This window comes from Algoriphagus limi, from assembly GCF_024919275.1.
GTDB classification, from domain to species: Bacteria; Bacteroidota; Bacteroidia; order Cytophagales; family Cyclobacteriaceae; genus Algoriphagus; species Algoriphagus limi.
The window spans coordinates 791017-806010 of record NZ_JANWGH010000003.1 but is presented as its reverse complement, the minus strand read 5'-3'; the positions used below and the strand labels follow the sequence as shown (position 1 = coordinate 806010).

General features: G+C 40.8%; 17 protein-coding genes and 1 riboswitch. Of the genes, 6 read left to right on the top strand and 11 right to left on the bottom strand.

Annotated features, from left to right (window positions below; translation table 11 throughout):
* The 5 genes from NY014_RS15715 to NY014_RS15695 form a co-directional block, all read right to left on the bottom strand.
* Positions 1-1005: an NAD(P)/FAD-dependent oxidoreductase gene (locus NY014_RS15715; RefSeq protein ID WP_259415489.1), complete on the bottom strand. Its 1005-nt coding sequence runs from the start codon at positions 1003-1005 to the stop codon at positions 1-3.
* Positions 1006-1082: 77 nt separating this feature from the next.
* On the bottom strand, positions 1083-1529 hold the full coding sequence (locus NY014_RS15710) for a MarR family winged helix-turn-helix transcriptional regulator (RefSeq protein WP_135074566.1): 447 nt from the start codon (positions 1527-1529) through the stop codon (positions 1083-1085).
* 81 nt (positions 1530-1610) lie between these two features.
* Complete coding sequence (locus tag NY014_RS15705) at positions 1611-2573, bottom strand: ABC transporter ATP-binding protein (RefSeq protein ID WP_259415488.1); 963 nt, start codon at positions 2571-2573, stop codon at positions 1611-1613.
* Positions 2574-3599 carry an iron chelate uptake ABC transporter family permease subunit gene (locus NY014_RS15700; protein WP_259415487.1) on the bottom strand — a complete coding sequence of 342 codons (1026 nt, stop codon included), beginning with the start codon at positions 3597-3599 and terminating at the stop codon, positions 2574-2576. It lies immediately after the preceding gene.
* Positions 3589-4725 carry an ABC transporter substrate-binding protein gene (locus NY014_RS15695; protein WP_259415486.1) on the bottom strand — a complete coding sequence of 379 codons (1137 nt, stop codon included), beginning with the start codon at positions 4723-4725 and terminating at the stop codon, positions 3589-3591. The genes NY014_RS15700 and NY014_RS15695 overlap by 11 nt, the downstream gene beginning before the upstream one ends.
* A gap of 96 nt (positions 4726-4821) precedes the next feature.
* Positions 4822-5037: riboswitch (cobalamin riboswitch) on the top strand.
* A 123-nt stretch (positions 5038-5160) separates the two neighbouring features.
* Here NY014_RS15695 and NY014_RS15690 point away from each other — a divergent pair.
* Positions 5161-6999, top strand: a complete 1839-nt coding sequence (locus NY014_RS15690; RefSeq protein ID WP_259415485.1) for a TonB-dependent receptor — start codon at positions 5161-5163, stop codon at positions 6997-6999.
* A complete protein-coding gene (locus tag NY014_RS15685) occupies positions 6996-8048 on the top strand; it encodes a YncE family protein (RefSeq protein ID WP_259415484.1) in 1053 nt (350 codons plus the stop codon). Before NY014_RS15690 ends, NY014_RS15685 begins: the two co-directional genes overlap by 4 nt.
* Before the next feature lie 128 nt (positions 8049-8176).
* On the opposite strand, the gene meaB is transcribed toward NY014_RS15685, so the two are convergent.
* Positions 8177-9184, bottom strand: coding sequence for a methylmalonyl Co-A mutase-associated GTPase MeaB (gene meaB, locus NY014_RS15680; protein ID WP_259415483.1), 1008 nt, complete (start codon positions 9182-9184; stop codon positions 8177-8179).
* Entirely contained in the window at positions 9177-9584 is a 408-nt protein-coding gene (locus NY014_RS15675) for a hypothetical protein (RefSeq protein WP_259415482.1), read from the bottom strand. Before NY014_RS15675 ends, meaB begins: the two co-directional genes overlap by 8 nt.
* A 51-nt stretch (positions 9585-9635) precedes the next feature.
* Between NY014_RS15675 and NY014_RS15670 the strand changes: the two genes are divergently transcribed.
* Genes NY014_RS15670 through NY014_RS15660 form a run of 3 tightly spaced genes read left to right on the top strand, consistent with a single transcriptional unit; the run spans position 9636 to position 11280 of the window.
* The gene (locus tag NY014_RS15670; RefSeq protein WP_259415481.1) at positions 9636-10169 is read left to right on the top strand and encodes a CopD family protein; all 534 of its coding nucleotides are present in this window, start codon (positions 9636-9638) and stop codon (positions 10167-10169) included.
* Positions 10170-10174: 5 nt separating this feature from the next.
* Complete coding sequence (locus tag NY014_RS15665) at positions 10175-10834, top strand: SCO family protein (RefSeq protein WP_259415480.1); 660 nt, start codon at positions 10175-10177, stop codon at positions 10832-10834.
* Complete coding sequence (locus NY014_RS15660; RefSeq protein ID WP_259415479.1) at positions 10831-11280, top strand: c-type cytochrome; 450 nt, start codon at positions 10831-10833, stop codon at positions 11278-11280. The genes NY014_RS15665 and NY014_RS15660 overlap by 4 nt, the downstream gene beginning before the upstream one ends.
* 1 nt (position 11281) lies before the next feature.
* Here NY014_RS15660 and NY014_RS15655 read toward each other — a convergent pair whose 3' ends face one another.
* Complete coding sequence (locus tag NY014_RS15655) at positions 11282-11707, bottom strand: hypothetical protein (RefSeq protein ID WP_259415478.1); 426 nt, start codon at positions 11705-11707, stop codon at positions 11282-11284.
* Positions 11708-11831: 124 nt separating this feature from the next.
* Here NY014_RS15655 and NY014_RS15650 point away from each other — a divergent pair, with 124 nt between their 5' ends.
* Positions 11832-12653: an aminotransferase class IV gene (locus NY014_RS15650; RefSeq protein ID WP_259415477.1), complete on the top strand. Its 822-nt coding sequence runs from the start codon at positions 11832-11834 to the stop codon at positions 12651-12653.
* A gap of 2 nt (positions 12654-12655) precedes the next feature.
* On the opposite strand, the gene NY014_RS15645 is transcribed toward NY014_RS15650, so the two are convergent.
* Genes NY014_RS15645 through NY014_RS15635 form a run of 3 tightly spaced genes read right to left on the bottom strand, consistent with a single transcriptional unit; the run spans position 12656 to position 14993 of the window.
* The gene (locus NY014_RS15645) at positions 12656-13054 is read right to left on the bottom strand and encodes a hypothetical protein (RefSeq protein WP_259415533.1); all 399 of its coding nucleotides are present in this window, start codon (positions 13052-13054) and stop codon (positions 12656-12658) included.
* A 56-nt stretch (positions 13055-13110) separates the two neighbouring features.
* On the bottom strand, positions 13111-14364 hold the full coding sequence (locus NY014_RS15640; RefSeq protein WP_259415476.1) for an ABC transporter permease: 1254 nt from the start codon (positions 14362-14364) through the stop codon (positions 13111-13113).
* Positions 14361-14993: an ATP-binding cassette domain-containing protein gene (locus tag NY014_RS15635; RefSeq protein WP_259415475.1), complete on the bottom strand. Its 633-nt coding sequence runs from the start codon at positions 14991-14993 to the stop codon at positions 14361-14363. The genes NY014_RS15640 and NY014_RS15635 overlap by 4 nt, the downstream gene beginning before the upstream one ends.
* Between the last annotated feature and the right edge of the window lies 1 nt (position 14994).

Here is a 14994-nt window from a genome sequence, read left to right as displayed (position 1 = left end):
TTAAAATGCATTGACACCGTTTACGGTAGTGTATTTAAAGCTGAGTTTCTGATCAGGATAAACGTACTTAAAGGCTGAATGCATCATGATCGCTGCCTCATGGAATCCACATAGGATCAATTTCAACTTACCTGGATAAGTATTGATATCTCCGATGGCGTAGATTCGCTCCACACCAGTTGAATAATCACGGGTATCTACTTCAATCGCATTTTTGTCAATAGAAAGTCCCCAATCAGCAATTGGGCCTAGTTTCGGACTTAGTCCGAAAAGTGGAATTAGATAATCCGTATCAATTTTGATCTCAGCCTTTGACTTGTCCTCTAAGGTTACTGATTCTAGCTTTCCGTTACCGGAAATATCTTTCAAGTTAGAAGATAAAATCAAATCAATTTTTCCTTCATTTGCCAAATCGAATACTTTGGAAGCGGAATCAGGAGCACCTCGGAAGGTCTCATTTCTGTGAACCAGCGTAACTTTTTTAGCAACTTTTGCCAAATAGATCGTCCAGTCCAAAGCGGAGTCTCCTCCACCAGCCAAAACCACTCGCTTGTCACGGAAAGTCTCAGGATTCTTCACCATGTAAGTAACCCCTTTGCCTTCAAACTCTTCCAAATTATCCAAAGCAGGTTTACGAGGCTCAAAACAACCCAAACCTCCGGCGATGATAATCACCTTTGCATGAACCTTTGTTTTCTCATTTGTGGTAATCATGTAACTACCATCTTCCTGCTTATCCAAATGATCCACTCGTTCGCCTAGTGTGAAGGTCGGCTGGAATGGCTTGATCTGCTCCATCAAATTGTCCACCAATTCCTGTGCTTTGATTTCAGGATAGCCAGGAATATCATAAATCGGCTTTTGAGGATAAATTTCAGAAAGCTGTCCGCCAACTTGAGGAAGCGCATCGATCAAATGACAGCGCATTTTGAGCAATCCTGCTTCGAATACGGCAAAAAGGCCAACTGGGCCTGCTCCAATGATACAAATATCGGTCTGGATCATATTGAATTTCTTTTAAGGGAAAACCCTCCGTCAAATCAAATTGTTCGTATAATTATTATTCGTACACTAATTATTCTCTATTCTAATATTTGACCACCTAAATTTTGATAGATGGTGTTTAGAATTCGCTTAAATTCCTCGAAATCCTGTTCATCTAAATTTTCCCAAGCCTTCTCGCGAATTTGAAGGATTTTGGGACGAAGGGAAGTGACTTTTGACACTCCTGAATCCGTTAAATGAAGTTGAAAACTTCTTCTATCCTGTGGATGTGGCAATCGCTCCACATATCCTTTTTTAACAAGCAGATCAATAATTCGAGTAAGAGTAGGATGATCTTTGAAAACCAAATTTGCCAATTCAGTTTGACTCATATCCCCGCCTTCCGATAGATTCTTAAGGACAATCCATTGGTCAACCGTTACATCGAAATTACCCTGCTTGAATTGCTGCTGGGCATATTGCTTCACTTTTCGAGCGGTACGATCGAGTAAAAAGGAATATTTGGCAAACTGCTCTTGTGTCATACAAATAGTTAGTGTGACAAATATATGAATTTTATAGATGATTCTTATAAAATCTAGCTTTTTGGAGTCAAAATCCTTCCTTTATAGAATTTCGATTAATTCTGAAATTCGAGTGAATTCTTTATCCTGACAAAAAATTCGAAAAGGGTTTGTAGAAATTCTAATAGAATCTTTTGGAAATGGCTTTCCACTTTTAATCAGTGCCTTTTCAACCCAATAAACCAATTCATCCGGACCTTCAATTTCAATTTTCGTTTTTTGGTAATGCATCACCACCTTCCCTCTTTTTGAGTCAAAAAAATATTTATCTGATGGCAACAAGTGATTAATCTCCCCTCTTAGGATCAAATCCTCAGGAGTGCCTGAAATCAAGGGGCTTCCACAATTGAGAATCCAAAGCTGTTGGCTTGTTTCAATGGCAATATCCAAATCATGGGTTACAACAAGCACTGCTTTTTGGTGGGTTTTGGCAATATCCTGTAGCAACTGCATAACTTCATATCGGTTTACCAAATCCAGGTGAGAAGTAGGCTCATCCAAAACCATCACCGGGCAATCTTGAGCCAAAGCTCTTGCTATCATTGCCTTTTGTCGCTGTCCATCTGATAGTTCACCCAACCGCTCCTTCCTCAGATATTCGAGTTTGGTTGCTTCCAAAGACCTGTTGACTACGTTTTTATCTTCATCAGAAAGTCTCCCTGACCAATTTAAATAGGGTGTACGCCCCAAGGCTACCAATTGCTCTACAGTCATTTGGGCTGGAAAAATCGGTTCACTCAAAACCACAGAAAGCTTCTTGGATAATGCATCCCGATCATAGGTAGACGGTGCAGACCCGAATAATTCGATTGAACCTGAAAAAGGCTCCATTTTTCCCATGATCGCTTTGATCAAAGTTGATTTCCCCACCCCATTAGGCCCTAAAAGACAGGTCATTTGTCCGGAAAGCAAATTAAAATCCAAGTCGGACAAGACCACCTTTTTTTGATTGCCGCTACCATATCCTAGGGACAAATTTTTACCGATGAGAACTTGTCGCTTCATTTAAAACTCCTTGCTAAAGTTCCTTTTAATCACCAACCCAATCACAACAGGAGCCCCTACCAAAGAGGTAACAGCATTGATGGGTAAGGTCTGAGCCGAACCCGGCAATTGACTAATCGTGTCGCATAGCAATAAAAGCCCTGCTCCAACTACTGCAGAACCCGGAAATAAAATCCGATGATCCGGACTTTTCCAAAGTAATCGGGCGAGATGTGGAACTGCGATCCCAACAAATGCAATCGGCCCACAAAATGCTGTAATCCCACCTGCCAAGATCCCTGTACTAAGAATAACCAACCAACGTAATTTCATGGAATTGATTCCCATACTTTCAGCATAAGATTCTCCTAAAAGAAGCGCATTGAAAGAACGTGTGGAAGCAATCACAGGCAAGGTTCCGAAAAGGACTAATACTGCCAAAATCAAAACTTGATTCCAGCCAAGTCCACCGAGACTTCCTAAAGACCAAATCGTGTATAATTTGAGAGATTCTGCTTGTGAAAAATAGGACATCACCGAAATCAAAGCTGAAACAGTCGCCCCAAACATGACTCCAACAATCAAAAGCGTCATGCTATCCCTAACTCGCCAAGCCACCGCACTTACCAAAAGTAAAATCCCTCCTGCCCCAAAAACTCCAGCAAAAGCAGTACTCCAAGGAGAGATCGCTCCTACAGTAAAACCTAAGGCTGAACCTGCTAATAATAAAACTGCTACACCAAAACCTGCACCCGAACTAATCCCCAAAACATAAGGTCCTGCTAGGGGATTTCGGAAGAATGTTTGCATTTGAAGGCCACTCAAGCTCAGACCTATTCCAACCAAAATCGCCACCAAGGCTTTTGGCAGTCGGAAATTAAGAACTATCTCCCGATAGGATGCTTTTTCCCAATGATCAGTAATCAATCCCCAAAAGACTTCCGAAAAACCGATTTCCACAGAACCCAAACTCAAATTGAGGAGAAAAATCATCCCCAAAAAGAGCAAGCAAACCAGAAATAGAAAGGCGGTTCTGTTACTTTTCATTTAACTTTTGATAGAAGTACAATTGGTAACCAGGGAGTAAATCAGGATGAAGAATTTTTATTAGATCTTTTAAAACCAAATCAGGACGGACATAGCCCAACTCAAAATATTCAAAGCCTCCACGAGGACCTCTTTTTCTACTATAAGTAAAAACATTTCCCTCCTGAAATGCTTTGAAAATCCGATATCGAGGCTCCTGCTCCTTCATCTGCTCTAAACTTTCAAAATCAGCAGACCCAATCCAAAATTCCGATTCGATTGCTCGGTCAATTACAAACTCATAACTAAGAGGAACACTTCCTGTTCCATCTTGATCTGAAAAGACGTAATCACCTCCTGCCTGATTCAGAATTTGTGCTCCCCAGCTATCCGCCCCAGGGGCAAACCAGCTATCCTCGTACAAAACTCCGGAAAGGACGGTTGGCTTCGAAGAAGCTTCCAAATTTTTTACGGACTCCAAAGCACTAAAATAAGAATTTTCAATGCTCCGAAATACCTTCTCAGCCTCCTCGTATTTCCCAAAAAGAACTCCCGTAAACTTAATCCATTCAGCCCTTCCTAATGGATGCTGCTCTACATACTCTCCATTAATTAATGCAGGAATCCCCGCTTGTTCAAGTACTTTAACTTGCTTCAAATCATCGCCCAAAGTCGAAATCATCACCCAATCAGGCTGAAGATCAATGATCATTTCCACATTGGCAGAGGGAGCCGAGCCCAAATCCTGAATTTCTCCTTTTTCTATCTGCTCCCAAACTGTAGAGGAAGAGATTAAATCTAAATTTGGAAACCCAATCAAAGACTTTGTCTCTCCAAGGAGGTCTAAATGAGGTATATGCGTTGTAGACGTTAGAATCACTTTTTTAGCGGGTAAATGAACCACCGCATCTGCCTGGATTTGGGGACTTTGAATTCCTTCTTCAACTACCAAATAACGAAAACTTTCCAGTGCTCCGGTCCAAGGTTGTAAAACGTCAATTACCCAAACCCCATCTCCCTTCTGAAGAGAAAAGCCTTTTGCATACTGAAGCTGGATTTTTTCAAAATCCTCCTCTATCCTTTCTGATTTTGGCGAACAGCTCCAAAAGGAAGTAAAGAGAATAACTGAAAGTGATAAATACTTCAAGCTTTTAAGGGTTTAGCAATCTCAAAGTAAGGCGATATCACCACATGGTACAAAATTTTTTTGGTGCTGCCTTTCTTACCAATCACAAAACCATGTATGTTTGGAGTAGAATTAGGTTCCTGATTTTTCCCCTGAAAAGTCAAGGATTAAAAGGGAATCCGGTGAAAGACCGGAGCTGTCCCCGCAACTGTAAGTTTGAAAAAAGCTTTCGCAAACAAGGCCATTGAGCTGAAATCGATAACTATCGAAAGGGCTTGAGAAGGTAGCAAAAGTCAGACGAGCCAGGAGACCTGCCTATTTCTGATAGATTCTGTGCTTTCGGAGGAAAAGCTGAGAAGACATGCCAAAGAAGATTCCCAGGAATTCTTCCTCGTTCCATTTCTTCCCACTTCTTTCAAGCCCGAATCGAAATGAACCTTATTCATTCGATTAGGCATGATATTATTTGTTTGGGTGGTCCTGCTTTTCGGCCAAGAAGTCGAAAAGTCAGACACTTTACGTCTGCAAGAAATTCAAATTGAAGCCCCTGTTTACCAAGAATATGGACGGGGGAAAAAGCGTATTTCTTGGAACAAAGAAGAATTAAAAAATTACACAAACCGATCGATTGCTGAGCTTTTAGCGGAAAAAAGCCCCGTATTTATTCGCCAATATGGACCGGGCATGTTGGCTTCTTCGAATTTCAGAGGAACATCAGCTGGGCATACGGCAATTTTCTGGAACGGAATCCCTCTCAATAGTCCTTCCCTAGGTCAAAGTGATTTATCAATCCTCCCAATGATTGCGGTTGACCAAGTCGATCTTTCTTTTGGATCGGATGGTGCACTATTGGGAAATGAATCATTGAGCGGAAGCATCCACCTCTCAAGCGAGTCACTATTCAATCAATCTCCTACTCTATTATTCCAACAGGAATTTGGAAGTTTTGGTCAATATCATGTAGGCCTAAAAGGAGGCTATTCCACTGAAAAACTGGGAATACAAACCAAGGTTTACTATCAAAATAACCCCAACGAATATAACTACAGAGATTTTTCAGAAGCAGGGAGTCCAATCAAAAAGCAAGATCATGCTGCTTTTCAGCAGAAAGGTTTTCTACAGGACTTCCAATGGAAAATCAATTCCAACCAGCAACTCAAAGCTTCCTACTGGTGGAATGAGGCAATTCGTGAAATACAACCTGTCATGGGATCTTCCACCCATGATATCCAAACCGACGAAAGTCACCGTTTCTCCCTTCAATATTTACAATATGGTCGAAAAGGCATTTTTGAGGTTCAATCTGGTTGGGTAAAGGATCGTCAGTATTTCAACCAAATAAAAAATGAAACCTCAAGTCTTTTTTTGAATACGGACTGGACCTTCAATCAAACAGGCAACTGGGAAATTCGATTGGGCAGCAGGGGCTCACTAATCTCAGGAGACCTATCAACTTATTCAGCCCAAGAAGTTCGATGGGAAACCTATCAATTCATCAACTTTTCTGGGCTTAAGAATCTGGATTTTTCGCTCAATTTACGGCAACTGTTTTACGAAGACCAAGTTGTTCCTTTCATCCCTTCTCTCGGGATGGACTGGAGAATTTCCAATGAATTTTCACTTAAAACATCATTTGGTAAAGGATTCAAAATCCCAACTCTAAATGATCGCTATTGGGAGCCAGGAGGCAATCCATCTCTTCTTCCTGAGGAAAGTTGGCAAGGAGAAATGGGCGTTTTGTGGCAAAAAAGAAATTTCGAATCTCAGCTAACCCATTACCGATTGAAGGTAAATAATTGGATTCTTTGGCAGCCTGAAGGATCAATTTGGATCCCAGAAAATCTTCGACAAGTTCGAAATCAGGGATTAGAATGGGATAATAAATTGGAAACAAAAATCGGGAAGAATAATCTCACTTTCAATTGGGGGTATACCTATACTAACGCAGTAAACTTACCCAATCCAGAGGAGTCAAGTTCATTTTGGAACAAGCAACTACCCTACACACCTCAACATCAAGCTCGAGGTTCTATGACATTTTCAAGAGCTAAATTCTCCTTTCAATTCAGTTCCCAATATGTCGGACCAAGGGCAACAACCCTAGATAATTCTCGAATTATGGAAGGATATTTCCTCGCTCAAACACATTTGAGTGTCGAAAATTTCAATCTGGGCCCTTTCAAAACCAACATCCAATTTCGTATTCAAAACCTCCTCAACAAAGAGTACCAAGTACTCTACCTACGCCCTATGCCAGGAAGATCTTATCACATCAATTTATCAATACAGCTATGAAGTTTAACGCTATCCAACTATTAATGGCCTTGAGCCTTGCCCTCACCCTATTTTCCTGTATGGAAAATGATCCTGAAAGACCCTTGGGAGAATATGACACAGGAATTTTAATCATGAATGAAGGGTCTTTTGGGGCAAACGATGGTGAAGTTTTCCATCTAAACCCATCCACTGGAATGATCAAAACTAATATTTTCGAAAAGGCTAATTCAAGACCTTTCGCTGGACTTCTGGAAGACATTAATTACGAAAATGACAACTTGTATTTAGTCGCCAATACAGGCAAGATTGAAATAGTCAATCCAGGTGATTTTACTAGTTTGGGGGCTGTCACTTCCGATTTGGATCAGCCCCGATCCTTGACTGTAAATTCCGGAAAGCTCTTTATCTCGGACTATGGGCCTTATGATGAAAATTACGGTACTCCCAACTCCTACATAGCAGTTGTAAGAAATACTTTGGGTGGTAGCGTGACTAAAAAAATCCCTGTTTCAAGAAAACCAGAAGATTTGATTTCTTTCGGAAAATACATTTTGGTTGCCGGTTCTGAAGAAGGAAAAGTCGAAGTTATTGATACCGAAAAAGAGGAGGTTATAAAGATCATAGAGGTTGCAGGTAAACCTGCTGTTTTTTATGAAGCTGCTGGAAAAATTTGGCTTTATTCTACTGGATCAGATGAAGTATATTTCTACAGCTTTCATTTGGACAACTTTACCTTGGCAACAACCAATATTTTCCCCATCCCCAATGCAACAGGGAAAATAGCTTTCGGAAATAATGATATCATGTACCTTTTGACCAGTTCAGGATGGCCAGATTACAATGATGGAATCGCTCAAGTTTCAGTCTTAGGTCCAGAATTAAATCCAAATTGGTACAGCGGATCCGGATTCTACGGAATTGGATTCGACACCACAAGAGGTGAATTGTATGTAGCGAATGCTAATGGATTTCAAGGTAATGGAACTATTACCGTTTTGGATGAGAATGGAAACGAACTCCAAACTTTCGAATCAGGAAGAGGTCCGTCAGGTTTCCTAATGAGGTAGAATCCACTTTAAAGCGGATAATCTCTATAAAAATCTTTGTCTTATTAAGCGCAGTCCTATTGAATGGCAAGAAGTCGAATTTTATTTCATCAAACTTGAATAGAATTCGACTTCTTTTCACTATTGATCTAAGGTTTCTTTTGCTGAAAATTTTCAAAAAAGACATTTACCAGTTTTCGGGCAAACGTCAAAGGACTAAGCGTGCCAGCTTTCACATGTTCTTTTTCAGAATCCAATAAGTTTTGGACCATAGTCTGTTCGTGAAATGCTTTCCCAAGCAAATATTGAACATACTCATCCAACCATTTTAGACGCTGTTCGGCTCGATTTTTTTCAAAAAATCCAGAGCCTTGCATTTGTTTCTCAAATTTTTCAATGATTTCCCAGCATTGATCGAGTCCCTCCCCTGTCAAAGATGAACCTGAAATTACCGATGGATACCAGCCATTTTCTGATGGGGGGAATAAATGAAGTGCATTGCGATATTGAGTTTTTGCCTTCTTAGCAGCTTGGATATTTTCCCCATCGGCTTTATTGATCAAAATCCCATCAGCCATCTCCATGATTCCTTTCTTGATTCCTTGAAGCTCATCTCCAGCTCCTGCCAACATCAACAAAAGGAAAAAGTCCACCATTCCCTTCACGGCTGTTTCTGACTGTCCCACTCCCACAGTTTCCACCAATATCACATCATAACCAGCCGCCTCACAAAGAAGCATGGCTTCGCGTGTTTTGGCACTGACACCACCCAAAGTAGAACCGGAAGGACTAGGCCGAATGAAAGCCCGACGATCAGCAGCTAATTTTTCCATCCGAGTTTTATCGCCCAAAATACTTCCTTTAGTTTTTTGACTGGAAGGATCTACAGCTAAAACTGCCACCTTTTTACCCTTCTCCAAGAGCATTTTCCCAAAAGCCTCAATGAATGTACTTTTCCCCACTCCCGGGACTCCAGTAATTCCAATCCGGATTGACTTTCCAGAATAAGGTAAAATTTCTTGAACCAGCGAACTGGCCAACTCCGAATCTGTGGAAAGATTACTTTCAACCAAGGTTATTGCCTGAGCCAAAATCGCTCGATTTCCTTCCAAAATACCAGCCTTGTACTCTTCTAAAGATTTCCGGTTTTTAATCATGATCTTGATATGTAAATCGGACTTCGCCCATCGGTGATTTTTCAAAAGTCGCTATTAAATTTGGGGACCATTCTTCTGGAAAAGAAGGTTCAGTTGGCGACAAGGCTATTTTATCTTGAATTTTTTCTGAAAAGAAATAAACCGTGGTTTTTCCATATTTAGTATGTGGCAAAGTCTCACCAAATTCCTTCATCCAATTTGGTTCTTCTTCTAGGACATGAATGGCATAAATCCTTTTTACAGGCCCGGTATTATTTTCATTTCGGTAAAAACCAATTTCCTCATATTTGCCTTCAAAGCGCTCAAAGCCAGGCTGAGTCAGGCTTTCCTTACTGATGTAAATCACCAGGACAAAAATTAATAATCCGATCAGCAGAAATATAAGTCTAGACTTGTTCAAATCATTAGGGGTTCAGAGCAATTGGCCTTAATTTAGCCCAAAATTCTGAAAATGGGGTTTGAATACATCAAAGCACTGCACATCATTTTTGTAGTCACCTGGTTTGCAGGTCTTTTTTATATCGTCAGATTGTTTATCTACCAAACAGAGGCCATGGAGCGCCCTGAATCCGAGCGGGCAATCCTTAAGCCACAATTGGATTTGATGGCTTCCCGACTTTGGTACATCATTACCTGGCCTTCAGCCATATTGACTTTGATCTTTGGATTGTGGATTCTGAGCTATAGGATGGGCTATCTGCAATTAGGTTTTATGCATGCCAAACTGGCTTTTGTCGTCCTTTTATATGCATACCATTTAGGCTGTCATTTTCTTTTCAAAGAAATTCAAAAAGGACGAACTCGATGGACTTCCACTCAGTTACGAATTTGGAACGAAGTCTCCACACTTCTCCTTTTTGCCATTGTCTTCCTGATTGTATTGAAAAATACCCTCAGTATGATTTGGGGAATTGTCGGGTTAGTTGGACTGGGAGTCTTCTTGATGACTGGCATCAAGATTTATAAAAAGTATAGAACAAAATAATCGGCATGATGAGAAATACATTTCGGCTTTTGGGGATCGTCCTAATTTCTAGTTTCTTTTGGCAGTGTCAAGGGACCAAACAGGAAGAGGAAAACACCAAACTTCCCATTCTAGGAAATTGGCATATCAATGAAATTGAAATTGAAGGGAAAATCCTTTATGATACAGTTTACCATGAGATAGCAGATTTCGAATTCATTAACCAACTGGGAGACACCATCTCGAAGGAAGATGTAAAAGGCAAAATCTATGTGGCAGATTTCTTTTTCACAACGTGCCCGACCATTTGTCCTATTATGAAAAAGGAAATGCTCCGCGTATATGAGACTTATAAAGACAATCCAAATTTTCTCATCTTAAGTCACACAATAGATCCAACTCATGACACCCAAGAGGTTTTAAAAACGTACGCTGAAAAACTTGGAGTAGAAGACGCTAACACCTGGAATTTCCTAACCGGAGATGCGGAAAAGATTTATGAGATTGGCCAAACCAGTTATCTCACCACTGCAATGGAAGATCAAAATGAACCGGGCGGATTCTTGCATAGTGGAGCCTTTGTGCTTGTAGATGGAGAAGGCCATATTAGAGGAGTCTATGACGGTACAAAAAGTGATCAAGTCGATCGATTGATGCGAGATATTCCCAAATTGCTAAAACCATGAAACATAGCCTTTGGGGTCTTTTTCTAGCTTTGATTGTGGCCTGTGCCCCAAAAAGTACCCAAGAGGAAAATTACCTATCGGAAATTTCTGACCCAGAGGTAATGAAATATGCCATTCATGGTAAAACTCTTTATGAAAATTACTGCGGTAATTGCCACCAAAACGATGGGAAAGGTCTAGGAAAACTGATTCCGCCTTTGCGTGATGCCGATTACTTTCGTGAAAGTATGCATCGCACCGTCTGGATCATGAGACATGGGCAAACTGGAGAAATTACGGTAAACGGGGAAAAGTATGATCAAGCTATGCCTCCAAATACAGCCTTAAAGCCATTAGACATCGCTCAGATCACTACCTACCTTTACAATATTTGGGGTATGGAAGAAGGTGTAATCACCTCATCCCAAGTAGAGGAATTCCTAAAATCGAAACCGGATAATTATTGAGTTATTCAGTTCCTAGTAATTCATCAGCTCTTGCCAAAGCTGCTTTGATGTCTTCGTTAACCTTCTGAACCATAGACATCTGTTCCTCTAGGTAAGCTTTCACTTCTTCTGGAGTCCGCTCCCCGTCTTCAGTATCATATTGACGCATCCAAACGAACATGCCTTCATGAGCCTGAGATAAATCATAAGCTAAAGACTTCAATTCATTGACTTGAACTGAATCAACTTCAGGATTGGACTCCAGCTCCTCAGCTCGATTTAAAGCCTCTCGTTCCAAATTTTTCAATTTCCCCATCAGAGGCATTACTTCATCATGAACAGCTATCACATCTGCTCGAAGGTTTTTATTTTCCTCGGAAAGACTTGAGCCACAGGCAGCTAACAATGAAATCAACAATAAAGTAAAAATGAATGTGTATCTCTTCATGTCTAGGAGTATTTGTACAAGTAATTTACAATTAATTCTTTTTTAAGTTAAATTTTTTGAATGTAAAAATTGATGAGGCAAATATAAATTCCTAGTGCTATTTTTAACCAAAAATTGAGAAAAAATGAAGCCTTTTTGTTTCGCTGACGGAAAATTTATCCCAACCCAAGATGCAACTATTCATCCAACCGACCTCGGATTGATTCGTGGATATGGGATTTTTGATTTCTTCCGAACGGTAAATTACCAGCCACTTTTTCTGGAAGATTATTTGGATCGCTTCATAAATTCTGCTGCAAAAACTTACCTCCCTCTTCCTTATTCAAGGGAGCAACTACGGGCTATTATCAGAGAGTTAATAGAAAAAAACGACCTAAAACAAGGAGGAATCCGGATGGTATTAAGTGGGGGTGTTTCAGAAAATCATTTCTCGCCCGCCCAAGGCAAGCTTTTCATTTTTGCTGAAGATTTAATTTTCCCTTCCAAGGAAAAGTATGAAAAAGGCATCAAGCTCCTGTCCTTGGAGCACGTTCGACCTATCGCCTCCATCAAAACCACCAACTATGCCCTAGCCGTATGGCATTCCCATATCTGGAAGGAACAGGGCGCAGAAGATGTTTTATATCACCAAAACAAGTATGTGAGCGAAAGCTCCCGAAGCAATTTCTTCATTGTAAAAAATGGAGAAATCATCACTCCTTCGGAAAACATCCTCTTGGGTATCACTCGCAAAAATATTATCAACTTGGCAAAGGTACCTGTCCACATACGCCCATTAACCCTGATTGAAGCATTGGAGGCGGATGAAGCATTTATTACCTCCACTACAAAAATCCTTCTACCTGTCACGCAAATCGACGAGCAAAAAATAGGAAACGGCCAACCAGGCCCAGTTTCAATGGACTTGCTTGACCGTTTCAAGAAGTTGGAAAGTGAATTTATGTAAAGCTATTGAACTAGCTCTGCATCTTGTAAGATGTACATGAGCTTTTCCGGATCTTTAGCATTCAAGGTTAATTTGCCTCTTACCCGTACCCGCTTCGAGGTGTATTTTATCGGATCTCGGAGCATTACTTCCATCACTGTTTCGGGACCACCGGAGCCGCAAAAGAAACATTCAGCAAGAGGAAGGCTGGATAGAATAATATGCTCTGGCTTAAACATCCCTTCAAATGGAATGATATAGCCATCAGCCTCTACAACTGTTCCTTCGAGCTTTTGGATTTTATCAGAGAAAACAGGTACGTACAATTCACCAAATTCATCCTCACTGATTTTATAACTCACTTCTGCCAGGCTTCGCCATACATTTGTGTCCTGAGCTTTTGCAGGGCTTAACGCAATCATAAAGATGGTGAAGGCACCAATAAGTAATCCGTATGTTTTATTCATTTTCATTTCAATTATTTTTTGGTCAATTGATCTGCAATACTTGTTCGGTAAGCTGACCAAGCTGGAATCAAGGAAGCCAAAAGACCTATAAATAACGCATAAATAACTATCCAAAGTTCGGCAGGTAAGAAAATCCATGCTTCCAATCCAGCCCCGACACCGGTTTCATTTTGAGAAGCCAATACCAACAAAAAGCCATGACCTAGTAAAATCCCCAAGATTGAACCCAAAAAGGTAAGGCTAATTCCCTCGAGCAGGATCAAAATCAACAAATCAAAACGGCTTGCACCAATTGCTCTCAAAACCGCTAAATCATATCGTCGCTCCTTCAGAGAGTTATACAAAGCAATAAAAATCCCCAAACCCGAAATCACGATGAGAACATAAGCCAACCCCTCTAGGATTTTCACCCCAATTCCCAACAGTTCAAACAAGCGTGAAATTTCAAAAGAGGGAGAAGCCGCCTGCATGGAAGTGTTAGAATTGATCATACGGGGAAGCTGAACAGCCGCCATAGGACTTCTATATTGGATCAACAAAGAAGTTACTTCCCTGTCTTCATCAGTCTGAGGGAATCCTGATTTTGCAACTTCATGATGAAAATGTTCTTCATGGTCCTCATCCGACACTTCTGACTCTTCTTCTCCTTCCTCATCATGGGTATACCAAACAGATTCGATGGAAGTAAGAACCAACCTATCCAAAACATTCCCTTTTGGTTCTAGTATCCCTACAACCTTAAATGCATGCTTATCATGATCATGACTTCCCTGACTGATTCCATGGCTTCCGGAGAAAGTTTCTCCAAGCTTCATCCCTGATTTCTCGGCTACAGTCGCTCCTAGAACAACTTCAAATGGTTCATTCCAGGCATTCCCGTATGAAAAGGCAGCATCGTATAGATTAAGATAATCATGATTGGTTCCGACTATGCGATAACCTTGGTAATTATCCCCCAAAGCCAAAGGAATGGTCTGCTTGACTAGTCGGTTTCTTGATAAGCGCATTGCCTCATCCATGGGAATATTTCCCGTTGGAAAATCTACATGATAAACACTGGAAAGAATCAATTGCAGAGGACTTCCTTTTGCGCCCACGACTAAATCAATCCCTGCAGCATCTTGAGTCATTTTCTTTTCAAACTGATCTTGAACCAAAAGCAGCACCGTAATAATTGCTAAGCCCAAGGCTAGAAGAAGCACATTTAGCCCTGTAGTCAGCGGCTTATGGGTCAGATATTTCCAACTTAGCTTCAGTAAATTCATGGGGTTTGCACTTGAATAAAGTTTGAGATTTGATCTTTCACGCGCTGATCATGGGTCACAATAATCAATGCCGCTTCAATTTTTGCTGCCTGATTTTGCAAAAGTGAGATCACCTTTTGGGCATTTTCATCATCCAAGCTGGAAGTGGGCTCATCTGCTAAAATCAATCGGGGCTTATTCACCAAAGCTCTGGCGATGGAAACACGCTGTGCCTCTCCCTCACTCAGATTGGAAACAGAGGAATTTGCCTTATGCGAAAGATTGAGATCGGCAAGAAGTTGATCCAAATCAAGTCCCTCTTTTTTTGAAAAATGCCGGGCCATTTGAAGGTTCTCTCTGACAGTCAGAGGAGCCAATAAATGAGGCTTTTGGAAAACAATTCCGATGTTCTCTCCTCGGAATCGATCTGCTTTGACCCCTTTTAGAGAATTAACGACAACTCCATCCAAAACAACTTCTCCAGATGCAGGAGTCAGCAAACCTGAAAGCAAATTTAACAGGGTCGTTTTTCCGCTTCCTGATTTCCCTAAAACCAATAGAGAATCTCCCGCATTAAGCGAAATATCCTCAAAATGATAAATAGCCTGTCCTGGATAGGCAAATTGAAGATTCTTCGTAAAGAAAAGCATA